The organism is Pontibacillus litoralis JSM 072002, assembly GCF_000775615.1.
GTDB lineage: Bacteria > Bacillota > Bacilli > Bacillales > BH030062 > Pontibacillus > Pontibacillus litoralis.
Genome location: NZ_AVPG01000026.1, coordinates 24,429 through 40,966, shown reverse-complemented (window position 1 = coordinate 40,966; position 16,538 = coordinate 24,429). Strand labels below are relative to the sequence as shown.

Genomic DNA, 16,538 nt, shown 5'->3' with positions numbered 1-16,538 from the left:
ATCAAGTCATAACTATTGTATGTTGTGAATGTGATTAAAATCTCATTGGGGGTTTACTGAAATTCTACCTCTTTCATTTAGATATGGCTAAATAGGGCGTACAACCAACACTAAATCATATAAGTCACCATATGATTATATAGAAAGTGAAAAAGTATATTGGTTAGTTATTCTACTATCTAAGTCTTGGAATTGAATGATAAAGCCATTCTTTTGTAAGAGAAAGGAGGTTTAATGAAGTGCCCTTTATTAATCGTTTTAATACTGTTACATGTGGTGCCATGACTTTTACAGGAAACACTTTAGGACTTAGTAAAGAAACGAATACAAATAATGCAGGAACTAATGGTGCAATTGGTGCTTTTACTACCTTAAATGCAGCGCTACCACCTGTTGATGCCTTTCCTATTGACCCAGGTCCCTTAACACCAGGAGCAACGACAACATTAAATTTTAATCAAAATAGCTCGGCAGCACTTCTCAATATTCCGGCTGGTAGCACGGTTCTTTATGCAGAGTTAATATGGGGAGGAAATTATGAATCACGAGACCAAAATATTATTGGAAGCATTAATAATTCTGTAACATTTACAGGTCCTAGTGGAGCACCTCGTATCGTAGCACCAGATCCAGTTACAGCTAACACTGGTACAATAGTTGTATCTGGTAATGATATTAGTTTTTATATGCGCTCGGCTGATGTGACAAACATTGTTATAGGAGAAGGGGCTGGTCAATATTCAACTGGCGGAGTGCCTGGGCTTGTTGATCCATTGAATGCTTCGATGTTTGCAACAAATCATGCTGGTTGGACGTTAGCGGTAGTGTATCGAAATATTGCCTTACCACTTCGTAATATGACGTTATTCGTTGGTGCCAATGGCATAGTTAGTACAGGAAATTCAATTGTTGACGTTCCTGTAAGTGGATTCTCAACACCGGCAGCAGGACCTGTAAATGGGAGAGTGCTACTTAGTGCTGGTGAAGGAGATGCTGCTATTACTGGAGACCAGGCTCGCTTTGCTCCTACTGCAGCGGATGTTGCCAATCCAGCTTTTAATTTATCAGGCCCTAACAATTTCAGTACGAATTTCTTTGCATCACAAATTAATGATGATACCGGCAATCTGGACACGTCAGGTACTTATGGATCAAGAAATCAAATTAATGGGGCTCCCGGAACGAACATCGTTGCTGGACGTCAAGGGTGGGATATTACTAATGTCGATGCATCAGCTAATCTAGTAAACAATCAAATGTCTGCTGTATTTCGTTTTACTTCCATTGGGGATGCTTATATGCCGAACGCACTTGGCATACAAATCGATGAAGGGGATCCAGTATTTGAAGTGTTGAAAAGTGTCAATCCGTTACTTGCTTGTCCTGGAGATGTATTAACGTATACGATTACAGTAACGAATACAGGTTTATCTGATGCGGATAATGTTATCTTTACGGACGTTATTCCGAGCGGTGTAGACTTTATCGATAATAGTGTCATTGTGGATGGGATTCAGCTTCCAGGATCCAATCCAGCTGCTGGTATTAATATAGGTACTTTAGCAATTGGGCAGACGAGAACGATTAGCTTTTCGGTGCTGGTCAGGGCGAAACAACCACCGTGCTTTGTAACAGATGAAGCAGAAATCGAATATGAGGGTTGCCCAGGAAAAGTGACGACGAGCAATAAGGTTATTACGAATATTTGTAAGAATTGTAATGATTGCCGTCCGAAAGATTGTTGAAATGATTCTTGAAACTTAAAGTGAAACATTTATTCATCAGAGGTAGGCATAATACTAACGTGATCATGATCCTCGCGAGACTGAGCGCGCGCGAGGGGTACATAGGGGAGTTGTAATTTCTTAGTCAGCATATTCAAAATTTTATAACCTTGTATTCTGATATAGATAATCATATAATCATCATGTATAATTGGTATATAGTGGATTGCTTTGTGTATTTTTAATTAAGGGGTGGGATTTACAAATGATAGAGAAAGAGATAAATAAGAAAGGTCGAATTGGTCTAGTTTTAGGGCCAGTTTTATTTATGTTGACCTTGTTATTCTTTCAACCAGAGTCTTTAGCTTTTCAGGGAAGGGCGGTGCTTGCTTCTACATTATGGATAGCTACTTGGTGGATAACAGAGGCTATCCCAATTGCAGCGACATCGCTTTTACCTATCGTGTTATTTCCGCTAACTGGTGGACTAGCATTAGAAGAAACGACTGCATCCTACGGTAGCGACACGATTTTCTTATTTCTTGGCGGTTTTATTATTGCGTTATCATTAGAACGTTGGAATTTACATAAGCGGATTGCGTTAGTGACGATTAGTATGATTGGAACGAGCACAGAGAAAATTATTTTAGGGTTTATGGTTGCGACTGGTTTTCTTTCGATGTGGATCTCCAACACGGCTACGGCTATGATGATGGTTCCAATTGGGTTAGCTATTATTTATCAAATGCAAAGTGCGTTAAAAGAGGGAAGTGAGCATAATATTACATATGGGAACTCCTCTTTTGGAAAAGCGTTAATGCTAGGTATTGCCTATTCAGCCTCAATTGGTGGGATTGGAACATTAATCGGAACGCCACCCAATACGTTTTTCGCTGGCGCTGTAAAAGAAATCTATGGGGTGGAAATTTCCTTTGCTAAATGGATGGTATTCGGTATTCCCTTTGCAATCATTATGTTAGGTATTGCATGGTTATACTTAGTGAAGTTTGCTTATCCAATGGAAAGAAAGCGTTTCCCCGGTGGAAAAGAAGTCATTCGTCAACAACGTAAGCAATTAGGTACAATGTCTATGGAAGAGAAAACGGTATTCATTATCTTTGTTATGACAGCGATTACATGGATTAGTCGTCCATTTGTGTTAGAGCGGTTATTCCCACAAATGCAAATCGGTGATGCTATGATTGCGATAGTAGCTTCCGTAGTACTGTTTATGATCCCTTCTAAAAACCATAAGGGAGAGTATTTAATGAATTGGGAAACAGCTAAGACGTTGCCTTGGGGAATATTGCTATTGTTTGGAGGTGGACTTGCTATTGCATCAGGGTTTAAACAATCAGGTTTAACCGATTGGATAGGAAATCAGTTAACTGTGTTAGAAGGAGTGCATTTCTTTATCATACTAATCGCTGTTATTACGTTAGTGATTTTTTTAACGGAAATTACATCTAATACTGCTACTGCATCAATGATGTTTCCTATTATGGCTGCCCTCGCTTTAGCAATGGATATACATCCCTACAGCCTTATGATAGGAGCTGGTGTCGCTGCGTCATGTGCCTTTATGTTACCGGTTGCAACACCACCAAATGCTGTCGTATTTAGTTCAGGATACTTACGAATATCAGACATGGCAAAAGCAGGCGTCTGGCTTAATATACTAGCCATTCTAATGATATCAATTGCGATTTACGTCTACTTGCCAATTGCGTGGGACATAAATTTACATTCGTTCCCACCTATATTTCAATAAAGGAGAAAGGCATGGAACGTTTATTTCCGTGCCTTTCTTTCTGACTTAAATACTAGGAACAGCTATCCCAATTAAAATTTCCGCCCTCCAACCAATCGGTTAGCTTTTCTATATCATTGGAAAAAATGCGATCCTCCATAATTGAAGGAACAATTGCTCTTCCTTGTTCATATAATTTTTTTGTTTTCGTGCTCATTTTATTCGTACCACGGTATTCTGTAGCTTGCATGGCACAAATAAGTTCAATAGCAAGAACGCGTCGAACATTTTGAATAATTGTATAAGCAACTCTTGCGCCAATCGTACCCATGCTGACATGGTCTTCCTGATTTGCTGAGGAAGGAATGGAATCAATGCTAGCTGGGTGGGCGAGTGATTTGTTTTCTGAAACTAGAGAAGCGGCTGTGTATTGCATGATCATTGCTCCAGATTGTAATCCAGGTTTCGCACTTAAGAATGGTGGAAGGTCGTTAAGTTGTGGGTTGACGAGTCGTTCAATTCTTCGTTCTGATATGTTAGCTAACTCTGCAACAGCTATTTTCATAAAGTCCATCGCCAACGCAATCGGTTGTCCGTGAAAGTTTCCGCCTGAAATGATAGTCTTTCCCTCATCAAAAATTAACGGGTTATCTGTTGCAGCATTCGCTTCAATTTCTAGTTTTTCTTTCACATAGTCAAGAGTCTGCCATGTTGCACCGTGAACTTGCGGAATGCATCGAATGGAATAAGCATCTTGGACGCGCTTTTCTCCTTGGTGTGTTGTTAATTGACTATCTTGTAAAAGGTGCTTCACGCGAGCAGCAACATTGCATTGCTGCACATAACCTCTTACTTCGTGAATGGCTGGGTGGAATGCGTCTATAATCCCTTGTAAACCTTCTATCGACAGCGCTGCCATCCATTCTGCTTGATAGCTTAACTGTTCCGCTTCTATATAGTTGATGATCCCTTGTGCTGTCATCGCTTGCGTACCATTAATAAGCGCTAAACCTTCTTTAGCTTGTAATTGGACTGGCTTTATCTTCTCTAAATGAAATATTTCTTCAGTAGGGTGCGGTTTGTTATGGTAATACACGTTTCCTTCACCGATGAGCACTAAAGCGAGATGGGATAGAGGTGCTAAATCGCCTGAAGCGCCTAATGACCCTTGTTGAGGAATGATTGGAATAATGTTTCGATTAATCAATGTCACTAGTTGTTCAGCTATGTTTACACGAATGCCAGAGTATCCTTTTATTAATGCGTTCAGACGTAATACCATCATTGCTTTCACAACGACAGGATCAAAGGCATCCCCTACACCGCAAGCATGTGAGCGTATTAAGTGCAGTTGTAACGTGTTGACGTCTTCTTCGGCAATTTTTACATCACCAAATTTACCGAACCCGGTATTAATACCATATATGGTTCTTCCATTTCTAACGATAGACTCTACTGCCTGGCGACTATTTTGGATGCGTTCTCGTACATAGTCACTTATTTCAACAGGTTGATTATCGTAACAAATTTGTTTGATTTTATGGATAGTAAGGTGCTCCCCTGTTAATGTCACCATTTTTTAACCCCCTTTACTCATTTCATAATATAGGTAAGAATATTTAGACCTTTGTGAATATTGTAAAATGAGGTTCGATACTTTGCAATGAACTGTGATAAGCCAATAATGAATTAAGCGGCTAAAGAGTTAAAGAAAAAAGGGTACTGCCATGTGAAGAGTACCCTTTTCGCCCTTTTATGTTATTCTATGATTTCTATTGTTACTTGTTGTCGTCCGTATTTAAGCGCATTTTGACGGTTTGGGATAAATAAATCAATACGATTTCCTTTTATATCTCCGCCTGTGTCTCCAGCAATGGCAGTCCCGTACCCTTCTACGTGAACCTTCGAACCAAGTGGGATAATGGTTGGATCGACAGCAATTACTTTTTGATTTGGATTTGCTTTTAAGTTTTGACCAGTTCGTGTTATACCACTGCATCCGGTGCAATTCGCAGTATAAGCGGTTGCTTCCATTACCATCGTCTTTGTAGAAGTTGGTTGTTGTTTATAATCAATCGCTTGAGCGTTTGTATGAACTTCTCGAGCTTGATTCTTTGTAAGTTTAGGTGTTTCTTTTTTGACAGCGAGCACTGTTTGCTTTTTTTTCATATTCATTGCTTCTTTTACATTCGTGTCCGCATAAATTGTGTTAATTTGTGCTCCGATACTGATACTTAATAGAATAGCAAATAATATATAAATGACGCCTTTTTTCATAAGTAATTCCTCCTGACTAAGGCAACATTATATCAAGAGTAGGTATGTATTCCTATTAACGAGGCATGACAATTGTAAGTCAAACACGATACAAATGTTACATATGTAAAAGAGTTGCCCGTCATTGTAGCTTATTTGTAATATTACCTCCTAATAATGGTTGTCGTGGAAATTGATACTGATAACATTTCATAATTGACTATTTTAATAAAGTATGTGAACGAATGTATTAAATATTGTTAGCATGTTTATAACGCAAGACACTCATACCGTTTGATTGGAACGTAAGGTTACGACTTAATGAACTTGGATTAGGGGGAGGGGTTTTGGGGAAAATTCATGAAACATCAAAATTTTTACTACACTTTTCGGTGGAATAAGTTAGAATGGTAATAATGTATTAAGATATTGTGTGAGAGTTCACTAGAAACTTATGTTACATAAAAGCATCAAAGAAGTAGTTCATACAATTATGGGGGTCAAGTAACAAATGGAATTGCAACAAGAACCTACATTATTATGGTTTATAGCGATTTATGCCATCATAATGGTCATCATTGGAATGGTTATGTCTAAGAAAGTATCCAATAGCGAAGACTTTGTTCTAGCTGGTAAAAGCTTAGGTCCTTTTGTTTTGATGGGGACGTTATTAGCAACTTGGACTGGTAGTGGTAGTATTTCTGGAGGAGAAACGTCAATGGCGTTTCAATACGGTGTGATACCAGCTCTTTTATTAATGTTACCGACATTAGTTGGAATCATTGTATTATATATTATAGCACCTAAAATACGAGCGTTTGGAAAGTATACGGTTTCTGGAATTTTGGAAGAGAAATACGGGAAAGCGGCACGGAATGTAGCTAGCATCATCATTATTCTTGCTTATGTAGGGATTGTATCCTATCAAATGAAAGGATTCGGATTTATCCTGAACATTACAACGGGCATGTCTGTGCAAACGGGAACTTTCATCGGTGCGATTCTAATTATATTCTTAGCGATGATTGGTGGATTACGTTCTGTTTCGCAGACAGACGCGATAAGTGGTTTCCTCATGGTAGGCGGCTTAATCATCACCGTACCAACGATGTGGGTCATTGCAGGAGGATGGGGGGAAATAGTATCCAATGTACCCGCTTCACATATGACATTCACAGGTGGTTTAACGCCAATCCAATTATTGGGGTATTTGCTGCCGTCGTTGTTTCTATTATTAGGAGATCAGAACATGTATCAACGTATCGCCTCATCGAAGAATGACGCATCATCGAAAAAAGCGCAAATTGGATGGTTAATAGCCATGCTTGTTATATCTCCTTCCATTACGTTTATTGCCTTTGCTTCGCGCTCCATTTTTCCCGATATTGATCCGGGCATGGCTCTAATGGCAACGACAACGGTAATGCCTATTGCAATTGGAGGAATATTGTTAGCAGCGGCTGCGTCCTTTATTATTACAACAGGAAATTCATTTTTACTTTCTGCCGCGACCAATGTAACGTTTGATTTATACGCGAGCTATGTAAAACCTCAAGCATCAGATAAGGAAAAGTTGAACATAACGAAAGCTTTTATTGTTATATTAGGTATAATGTCATTTATACTGATTAGCTATTTTCCAACGGTATTAAGTGTGCAAATGTATGCCTATACTGTGTATGGAGCAGGTGTTACGCCGGCTGTATTGGCAGTGTTTTTCTCGAAGCGAGTGACCGCCAAAGCAGGTATATACTCTATGGTGGCTGGTGTATCTTCAACGTTAATTTGGGAAGTAATCCTTAGCAAACCTTATGAGATTAATAGTGTTGTTGTTGCAGTACCGATTGCGACACTTGTCTTAATGATCGTAACGCTCATAAGTCATCGTAATAGCCACGCATTAACTTAATAGAAAATGGAATAAATATAGAGGAGTGATTGGAGTGGACCATCGTTTACATAAGTTAACCGATTGGATGAAAAGAGAGAAAGTCGATGTTGTGTTTTTAAATTCAACGGAAAATGTATTTTATTTTACACAGTTTCATACAGATCCACACGAACGATTGATGGGCCTATTTGTCTTTCAAGAAGAAGAGCCGTTATTTGTCGTGCCAGGTATGGAGAAAGAACAAGCGAAAGCGGCAGGTTGGAAGCATGAAATAATTGGCTATTATGATCATGAGAATCCTTGGGATATGATTCATACAGCATTGATAAAGCGGACCGTTTCTGCTAGCGTAGTAGCATTTGAACAGGAAGTCGTTTCTTATCGTCGTAGTCAAGCTTTCTTAGCTATGTTCCCAGAAGCGAGCATTCGTTCCGTTGATGAAACGTTGAACCGTATGAGAGTTGTGAAGGACGATAAAGAAATCGCTATAATGAAAAAAGCGGCCCAACTTGCTGATTATGGAGTAGAAGTAGGTGTTCAAACCATACGGGAAGGCATCACAGAAATGGAAGTATTAGCAACTATTGAGTATGAGTTGAAGAAAAAAGGTGTAAGGGAAATGTCTTTTTCAACAATGGTGCTATTTGGTGAGAAGTCTGGTCAGCCCCATGGAAACCCAGGGGAGCGCGTATTGCAGTCAGGAGACTTTGTTCTATTTGATTTAGGTGTCGTGTTAGACGGTTATACTTCTGATATAACTAGAACTGTCCTTTTTAAAGAAGGAACAGATGCGCAAAAAGCGATGTATCATACGGTGTTACAGGCCCAACTAGCTGCCTTACAAGCGAGTAAACCAGGTGCAAGAATTGGTGATTTAGACATGGTAGCTCGAAACGTAATAACAGAGGCGGGCTATGGTGAATTGTTCCCTCATCGCATAGGTCACGGATTAGGCATTAATGTACATGAATACCCATCCATGAGCCATTTGAATGATGAACTGCTTGAAGAAGGAATGACTTACACGATTGAGCCAGGCATTTATGATTCCGTTATTGGTGGCGTCCGTATTGAAGATGATGTCCTTGTTACATCAGATGGATTTGAAACATTAACGAAATACCCCAAAGAATTACAAATTATTAAGTAAATGAGAAGGAGCGCTCTGTTAGTCTATAAAGGCTAAGGGTGTTCTTTTTTAAATTGAGAATAAATTTCATTGACAAAGAGAACCATTCTCAATTAACATGTAGATATTGATAGTATTCGCTTAGTATAGCTGAGCGTTATAAAAATGGGGGATTAGATGCTTTCCACACAAACGACGATACAACAAGTAATTAAAGAAAGAAGAACTATACGGAATTTTACAAATGAGCCTATTGATATACAAGAAATGGTTGACTTATTAGACGTTGCTGTTTATGCTCCGAATCATAAAACACGTGAACCATGGTCTTTCATGGCCATTACGTCCAATGCAAGAACGAAGATGTATGATGAGATTGTGAACAGTTATGAACGGCAGCATATTTTTGAAGGGTATGCGCAAGAAACAGTGAACAAGAAGAAAGAGAAGTTGTATGATATGATGCACCAATGTCCCATTCATTTGATTGTTACAATGGATCAGGCCGACGAAAGAAAGGTTTGGGAAGAAGACTTTGCTGCGACTTGTGCCATGATGCAAAATCTTCAACTACTTGGTTGGGAACGCAATATTGGCATGGTGTGGAAAACGAATCCTTATATTCAAGATAAAGAGTTTTACAAAGCGATGGGGATAGATCCGACGAAAAAAATTGTAGGTGTCCTACATATTGGGCGTCCAGCCAAAATTCCGAAAGCAAAAGATCGTACACCAGTAGTGGATAAACTAGTCATTCGAAATGCGTATTAACAGGATTTACTGCTGATAATAATATACCTCTCTCTTAAGCTGTCTTTGTTAAAGGAAGATGGCTTTTTTTTGTGAAAAAGAGGCTGGGACATAACCTATTGAAAATCAAAAAAGCGTATGAAATCAAATTTAAAAACTTTGATTTCATGCGCTTTCGATTTTGGTAAAATAAGAGATTTCGTTGGTATCTTAACTCTTGTCCCAGCCTTTTAGATTTGAAAAGTTTATTTTTTCTTCAGTTTTGGAAAATCAAACTGAATTGAGATAATCCCCATAACTGCAATGAAGATTGGATAAAATGAATAAGGAAGCATGACAACTGGTGATAGTCCGCTAAATTGCGAGGCTGCTAGCAATTGTGCACCATATGGAATTAATCCTTGTACCGTACAAGAAAATATATCAAGTAAACTTGCTGATTTTCGCCTATCGATGTTGTAATCATCTGCAATTTGTTTTGCTAGTTGTCCAGATGTAATAATGGCAATTGTGTTATTCGCTGTAGCTAAATTGGTAGAGGCTACAAGTCCTGCAATACTTGCTTCTGCGCCCCTTTTCGAGCGTACACGTTTCGTTAAAACATGTCGAATGAAATCGATGCCTCCATTGTATTGAATCATCGACACAATGCCTCCGATAATGATCGTTAACAATATAAGCTCGGACATGCCTGTAATTCCATCCGATATATGATTAAACAAGTCAATAAACGTATAAGAAGGAGAAGAAACACCAATAAGTCCAGCTAATAAAATGCCCCCGAACAGCACAATTAACACATTTACTCCTGCTAGTGCTCCAGCTAATACACCTATATAAGGTAAGATTGTTATCCACTCGAAAGAAGTAGCGGACACACCAGTTGAACTCCCATAAGATAAAAAGAACAGCAAAGCAATTGTCGCGATAGCTGCTGGTAATACGATGAAGAAGTTTGTTTTAAATTTATCCTTCATTTCCGTTTTTTGAGTACGTACAGCGGCAATGGTTGTATCAGATATAATGGATAAGTTATCACCGAACATAGCACCGCCGACTACGGTAGCTACTGTCATTTCGCTTGGCAAACCAGTTTCTGAACTTATTCCCACTGCAATGGGTGCAAGAGCGGCAATGGTTCCAACAGAAGTTCCCATTGCAAGCGATATAAAACAAGCGATAATAAAGATTCCCACAATAATCATATTCTCCGGTAAATACGTAAGGGCAAACTGTACGGTAGAGTTTACAGCACCAATACTACTTGCCACAGATGAAAAAGCCCCAGCTAAAATGAAAATCATTACCATAATCATAATATCCGGGTGCCCAGCACCTTTGGCGAATTGTTCCACCCGTTCAGATAAACGATCTTTATTAGGTAGTATGAATGAAACGAAGGACGCTAACAAAGCAGGAATAAGCATAGAGATTTGATAAAAATCACCTGTTAAGATGCCTGCAAGTAAAAAGGTTCCTAGAAAAATAATAAAAGGTAATAAAGCAAAAGGATTGTTCTTTGAATTCATACTCATGATGTCACTCCAGTTCACAATTTCAAAACAGTCCATCTCGATTTTAACTCATTACACTTTATATGGTTAACGTGATAATGTCAATGTTCTACATCTATTCCGAAGAGTAATAATTATCTTAAAAAATAAAAAATAAATTAAAAGAAAATTGATAAGATTATCATTTTACTTTAAAATGTGAATTATGTAGAAAAAAGGGGTGGAAAGAACATGTCGCAAAAGAAAAAAGAAATTTCCTTTACGCTATCTCTTATACCATTAGTTGTCATGATTGTAGCTATGGGATTTACTATTATTCAATTTGAAGGGAGTCCTCACATACCTCTTATTCTCGGTACTATGGTTGCCGGAGTAATTGCTTGGTTGAAAGGGTTTACAGCAGTAGAAATCGAAGAAAGTATTTATAAAGGAATCAGACACGCGCTACCAGCGATTGTCATTATTATACTCGTAGGGTTAATTATCGGGGCATGGATCGGTGGTGGAGTTGTACCATCGTTAATTTATTATGGCTTACAATTGATTTCACCGTCTTGGTTCCTCGTATCTATATCTGTTTTGTGTGCTATCGTAGCTATTTCCATTGGGAGCTCATGGTCGACGATGGCGACGATGGGGGTAGCTGGAATGGGCGTAGGTATTAGTTTAGGGATTCCAGAAGGGATGATTGCGGGAGCCATTATTTCCGGTTCTTACTTCGGAGATAAGATGTCCCCATTATCCGATACAACGAACCTTGCTTCAGGTATTGCAGGTGCAGATCTATTTGAACATATTAAGCATATGTTACATACAACGATTCCTGCATTTATCATTACATTAATTGTTTACGCATGGATGGGGAGTTCTTTCTCAACGGATTCCATTGAATCAGAACAAGTAGCTGCTGTTCTAAAAGGGTTAGAACAACACTTCGTTATTTCACCTTGGTTACTTTTGATACCGCTTACAGTTATTGTGTTAGTTATTTTTCGTGTCCCTGCATTGCCAGCTTTATGTGTTGGCGTGATGCTTGGTTTTCTTTCTCATGTATTTATTCAACCTGGTACTATTGGGGAAGCGGTCGTTGTTCTCCATGATGGTTATGCTTTTGAGTCGCATATAGTGATGCTGAATGAGCTATTAAATCGTGGTGGAATAGAAAGCATGATGTACACCGTTTCTTTAACGATTGTCGCCATGACGTTTGGTGGCGTGTTAGAAGAGACTGGTATGCTACGTGCAATCGTAATGAAAATCATTTCCTTTGCCAAAACCAGTCGAAGTCTAGTCGTTACTACAATTGGTTCCGCGTTCTTTACAAATTTAACGGCTTCAGAGCAATATATGTCAGTCATATTACCTGCAAGAATGTACACAGAAGCATATGATAAAATGAATCTACACCCGAAAAATTTATCTCGTGCTGTCGAAGATGGGGGCACATTGACTTCAGTGTTTATACCTTGGAATACGTGTGGCGTGTTTATCATTGCAACACTTGGTGTTCATCCTTTCGTGTACGCACCTTACGCTATTTTAAACATTATCGTCCCTATCCTATCCATCATTTTCGCTATAACAGGATATACAATTGCAAAGAAACAAAATGTACAACCAGTATCACCTGACCCAAGTGAATCTTCTCAATCAGCATGATGAAAGCGCATGAAATCAAGGCTTTAAATTTGATTTCATGCGCATTTTTGATTTTTACTAGGTTATATCCCAGCCTCTTTTATGAAAAGTGAAATGTATGTGCACATTCTGGTGTCTAAAAAAGAGGTGGCTTACTCCTTTTTAGACACACTCTGTTAATAGTTAAATTGCTTAGTGGAATCTTGGAGCTGGGTTGCTAGGTTGGAAAGTTCGTTTGCTGAAGCTGCAACCTCTTCCATCATCGCCGATTCTTGTTCAATGGCGGCCGCAACTGTTTGTGATTCATCAGTAAATGTTGATGAGATTTGCACAATCGAATCGGTGTCTTGTACGATTGATTGTATATGATCATGTACGTTGTGAACGGCAGTTGTTACGTTTTGTGTTTCCGTTTGTACTAGATTTACCGCCTCAGAAATAGCGGAAAAGGTTTCAGCTGTAACATCCACCATTTCTTTTCCTTTTTGAACAGATTGATTATTGCTTTCCATCGCCTGTACGACTTGGTCTGTATGACTTGTAATTGTTTCTACTAATGTATGTATTTCATTAGCAGCTTTGCCGGATTGTTCTGCTAAATGTCGCACTTGTGTAGCGACAACGGCGAAACCTTTCCCATGTTCGCCAGCTCGTGCGGCTTCAATCGAAGCATTGAGAGCTAATAGATTTGTTTGTTCAGCAATGTTGGAAATAATGGAAACAATCTTTGTTATCATGACTGATTGGTGTTCTAGCTCATGTAAACTTGTTGTGATTTGATTCGTGTTTGTTAAAATCGTTTCCATTTGATCCGTAACTGTAGCGGCAAAATCGAAACCTTGATTAGCTTTCTCTGTTGCTAGTTTCACTTGTTCGTTTACAGAGAGAATGTTTAAAGATATTTGATCTGTTTCTTGTGATACATTGTTAATTTTGTGTCCAGTATGCTTCGTTTTATCATTTTGCTGATCGATGCCGACGGAAATGTTTTGAATGGATTCGCCGATCTCAATAGTAGCTCGACTTACTTCTTGTCCATTAGCGGTTAATTGCTGTGCTGTTGTTGCTACTTGCTCTGCAGACGTGCTAATTTGTTGTAATGTTTCTCCTAACGTATCGGTCATATTATTCATGGAGATGGCTAAAGTACCAAATTCAGATGGAAGATTTGTATCGTAGGTGATGGTGAAATCTCCAGTTGTAAATTTCTTTGTTTGAGCAATAAAATGTTGCAATGCTTTCGAAATACGATTCCCAAAAACAAAAGCAATGGTAGCTCCTATAATTACACTTATAATAACCATTATAATCGTGAACGAAAATACGAATGATCCATTCTTGTTCATTTGTGTTATTTCATTCCTAATGTGTTGATCAATTGCTATAGCATTTTCTTTAGAGAATTCGACTAGATTTTTCGATCCTTTTCCAAGAATAGGTTTAGATGCAGTGAGCGCTTCCTCTAAATGATCTTCTTCCAATAGTGGAATTACTTGTTCATCAATAGCTTGCTCCCATGCATGGAAGTCAGCTTCAAACTGTGTGAAATCTTCGCTTGTTTCCCCTAGCTGTTTTAATTGATCAATGGATGCGTGCACCTCTTCTCGGATGGAAAAATGGTTCTCCATCATAAAATCCTCTTCATAGTTCATAAATCCTCGAATAGCAGCATTTGAACGTACGGTATGAAAGGCAATATTATTATATATAGTCATTCTTTGTTGATTTTGCTTTATATCATCCAGTATTTGATTTGTTTTTATCATATGCGTAATGCCGATAGCCCCTAATAAGGTTAAAAAGGCTAGCATGATTACGAAAGCACTGAATAATTTCGTGCGAATGCTCCATCTCACATTAAATTCCTCCTATATTAAATGCTTCTTTAGTACACACATGGTTATTATTGTATCTTATGTGAAAACGTTTTACCAGTCTATTAGACCTATCTATATAAAAAATCACAATAGAGCATAGAGGAGATTGTCGAACACTTAAAACGAAAATAGCGTACAAATTATTAGAAAATTCTGTTACAATTTCAAGGAGAGGTGATGAATATGAAAATTACGATTATTGGTGCTGGTGCATTAGGTGGTTATTTCGGAGCAAGGCTAGATCAGGCAGGACACCACGTCCAATTCTATGTCCGGCCACGTCGAGCGAAGCAGTTGGAAGAGTGTGGGTTGACGGTTTACAGTCCACATGGTAATTACACGATTGACCTACCGCACGTTGTACAACATGTAAAGGAAATTCAAAAGGTAGATCTCGTATTGCTCACTGTGAAAGGGTACCACTTAACGGACGTAATGCCACAGTTGAAATGGTTGGTCAATAAAGGTGCTAAAGTATTACCATTATTAAATGGAATCGAACACATCTACACGCTGCAAGAAGAACTAGGAAAAGAAAATGTGCTTGGCGGTCTTGCATTTATAATAGCGACACTAGATGATCGTGGACATGTCGTTCATTCTAGTCAAGAGCACAATCTATACTTTGGGGCACTTCACCCATCACAAGAACCTCTTTGTACAGCTTTATCTAAAGTGTGGAAAGATAGCAATATGGATGCTTTGTATAGAGATAATATACGGTATGACATGTGGGAAAAATATATGTTTATCACGGCTTTTTCGGGTATTACTACGGTTGGCGACTTTCCAATTGAAACGGTTAAGAAAGTACCTGCCACGTTAATGGCAACCAAACGTGTATTAGAAGAAATGAAAATGCTTGCGAACGCTTATAACATACCTATTACAGAGGAAACGGTCCAAGCCAATATGTCGAAAATGTTGTCCTTTTCAGATGATGCTACCTCTTCTATGCATCAAGATAAACGAAAAGGTCTCATGCTTGAAGTTGATCATCTGCAAGGGGGAGCATTAAGACTTGCAGATAGCGTAAGAATGGAAATGCCACACATTTATATGATGTATGGCATTTTAAAAGCATATGAAAACAACAAGAAGATTACAACAACATAAAAACCAATAGTTGCAATAAATTTCCGTATTCCTTATAATGGATGTAAAGTGAATAAAAGAGAGTCCACAAGGGGAGCCTGAACTGGCTGAGAGTGAACAAGTTGTTCTGACCCTATGAACCTGTTAGTTCATACTTACGTAGGGATGTGGCTTTTGGATGGTACAATGTGATGCCACGTTATAAAAGGTAAAATCCATCGAAGGCTCTCCCTTTGCATGGCTTTTTTTGTGCGCTTTTTTAATAAGAATAAGGGAGAGATATGATGAGGAATCAACGTGTATTATTTATTGTAGAGGTTTCATTATTTGCGGCGCTGGGAATTGTATTTAGCCTACCATACTTATCCATTCCATTGTGGCTTCAAGGAGGATCGATATCACTGGCGATGCTTCCTATATTATTCATGGCTTTTCGTTGGGGGCTTAAAGGCGGTTTAGTAACAGGGTTGATGGTAGGAATCATTAATTCATTCATTAATCCGTATATCGTTCATCCTGTTCAGTACATTTTAGACTATCCATTAGCGTATAGTGTCGTTGGATTAGCGGGGATATTTTCCATCCACGTTCAACGTGCTTTGCGTTCAGAGAATAGAAAGAAGTTCATCTTTTATGTAACACTTGGTACATTTATTGGTAGTATGGGACGTTTAATAAGCCATTTTATAGGTGGTGTCGTATTCTTTGGATCATTCGCTCCTGAAGGGATGGCTGTATGGTACTACTCCTTAACGTATAATGCGGGATATATTATTCCTTCTTTTGTAATTAGTGCCATCGTGTTAAGTTTTATACTATATTCTAGGCCACAGCTTATTCGTTCAACTAAACAGAATGAGAGACATGCTGCTTAGTAAATCTAAATGAAGCACCTTCTCCGTAATTGGAGAGGG

General features: G+C 38.6%; 12 protein-coding genes and 1 riboswitch. Of the genes, 8 read left to right on the top strand and 4 right to left on the bottom strand.

Translation table 11 applies throughout. The annotated features are described in order from the left end of the window. Positions 1-239: 239 nt before the first annotated feature. A complete protein-coding gene (locus N784_RS13690) occupies positions 240-1,745 on the top strand; it encodes a DUF11 domain-containing protein (protein ID WP_036835761.1) in 1,506 nt (501 codons plus the stop codon). Between the two features lie 244 nt (positions 1,746-1,989). Further along, complete coding sequence (locus N784_RS13685; protein ID WP_084600267.1) at positions 1,990-3,495, top strand: SLC13 family permease; 1,506 nt, start codon at positions 1,990-1,992, stop codon at positions 3,493-3,495. A 52-nt stretch (positions 3,496-3,547) separates the two neighbouring features. Here the strand turns inward: N784_RS13685 and hutH are convergent, their stop codons facing one another. Both hutH and N784_RS16395 read right to left on the bottom strand, forming a co-directional pair. Continuing rightward, the gene (gene hutH / locus N784_RS13680) at positions 3,548-5,050 is read right to left on the bottom strand and encodes a histidine ammonia-lyase (protein ID WP_036835760.1); all 1,503 of its coding nucleotides are present in this window, start codon (positions 5,048-5,050) and stop codon (positions 3,548-3,550) included. 182 nt (positions 5,051-5,232) lie between these two features. Then, a complete protein-coding gene (locus N784_RS16395) occupies positions 5,233-5,751 on the bottom strand; it encodes a 3D domain-containing protein (RefSeq protein WP_084600266.1) in 519 nt (172 codons plus the stop codon). A 490-nt stretch (positions 5,752-6,241) separates the two neighbouring features. Here N784_RS16395 and N784_RS13670 point away from each other — a divergent pair, with 490 nt between their 5' ends. From N784_RS13670 to N784_RS13660, 3 genes are all read left to right on the top strand, one after another. Then, complete coding sequence (locus N784_RS13670; RefSeq protein WP_036835759.1) at positions 6,242-7,639, top strand: sodium:solute symporter family protein; 1,398 nt, start codon at positions 6,242-6,244, stop codon at positions 7,637-7,639. 34 nt (positions 7,640-7,673) lie between these two features. Then, entirely contained in the window at positions 7,674-8,771 is a 1,098-nt protein-coding gene (locus N784_RS13665; protein WP_084600265.1) for a M24 family metallopeptidase, read from the top strand. A 156-nt stretch (positions 8,772-8,927) separates the two neighbouring features. Continuing rightward, positions 8,928-9,521: a nitroreductase family protein gene (locus N784_RS13660; protein ID WP_036835758.1), complete on the top strand. Its 594-nt coding sequence runs from the start codon at positions 8,928-8,930 to the stop codon at positions 9,519-9,521. A gap of 224 nt (positions 9,522-9,745) precedes the next feature. Here the strand turns inward: N784_RS13660 and N784_RS13655 are convergent, their stop codons facing one another. Beyond that, a complete protein-coding gene (locus tag N784_RS13655) occupies positions 9,746-11,029 on the bottom strand; it encodes a Na+/H+ antiporter NhaC family protein (RefSeq protein WP_036835767.1) in 1,284 nt (427 codons plus the stop codon). 216 nt (positions 11,030-11,245) lie between these two features. Between N784_RS13655 and nhaC the strand changes: the two genes are divergently transcribed. Then, on the top strand, positions 11,246-12,673 hold the full coding sequence (gene nhaC, locus N784_RS13650; protein ID WP_036835757.1) for a Na+/H+ antiporter NhaC: 1,428 nt from the start codon (positions 11,246-11,248) through the stop codon (positions 12,671-12,673). Between the two features lie 155 nt (positions 12,674-12,828). Here nhaC and N784_RS13645 read toward each other — a convergent pair whose 3' ends face one another. Then, positions 12,829-14,508, bottom strand: a complete 1,680-nt coding sequence (locus N784_RS13645) for a methyl-accepting chemotaxis protein (RefSeq protein WP_036835756.1) — start codon at positions 14,506-14,508, stop codon at positions 12,829-12,831. A 204-nt stretch (positions 14,509-14,712) separates the two neighbouring features. Between N784_RS13645 and N784_RS13640 the strand changes: the two genes are divergently transcribed. Together N784_RS13640 and thiT are read left to right on the top strand one after the other, a co-directional pair. Beyond that, positions 14,713-15,645 (top strand): ketopantoate reductase family protein, encoded by a 933-nt coding sequence (locus N784_RS13640; RefSeq protein ID WP_036835755.1) that lies wholly within the window; start codon positions 14,713-14,715, stop codon positions 15,643-15,645. A 59-nt stretch (positions 15,646-15,704) separates the two neighbouring features. After that, positions 15,705-15,807, top strand: a riboswitch (TPP riboswitch). A 101-nt stretch (positions 15,808-15,908) separates the two neighbouring features. Next, the gene (thiT, locus tag N784_RS13635; RefSeq protein WP_036835753.1) at positions 15,909-16,499 is read left to right on the top strand and encodes an energy-coupled thiamine transporter ThiT; all 591 of its coding nucleotides are present in this window, start codon (positions 15,909-15,911) and stop codon (positions 16,497-16,499) included. Positions 16,500-16,538 lie beyond the last annotated feature (39 nt).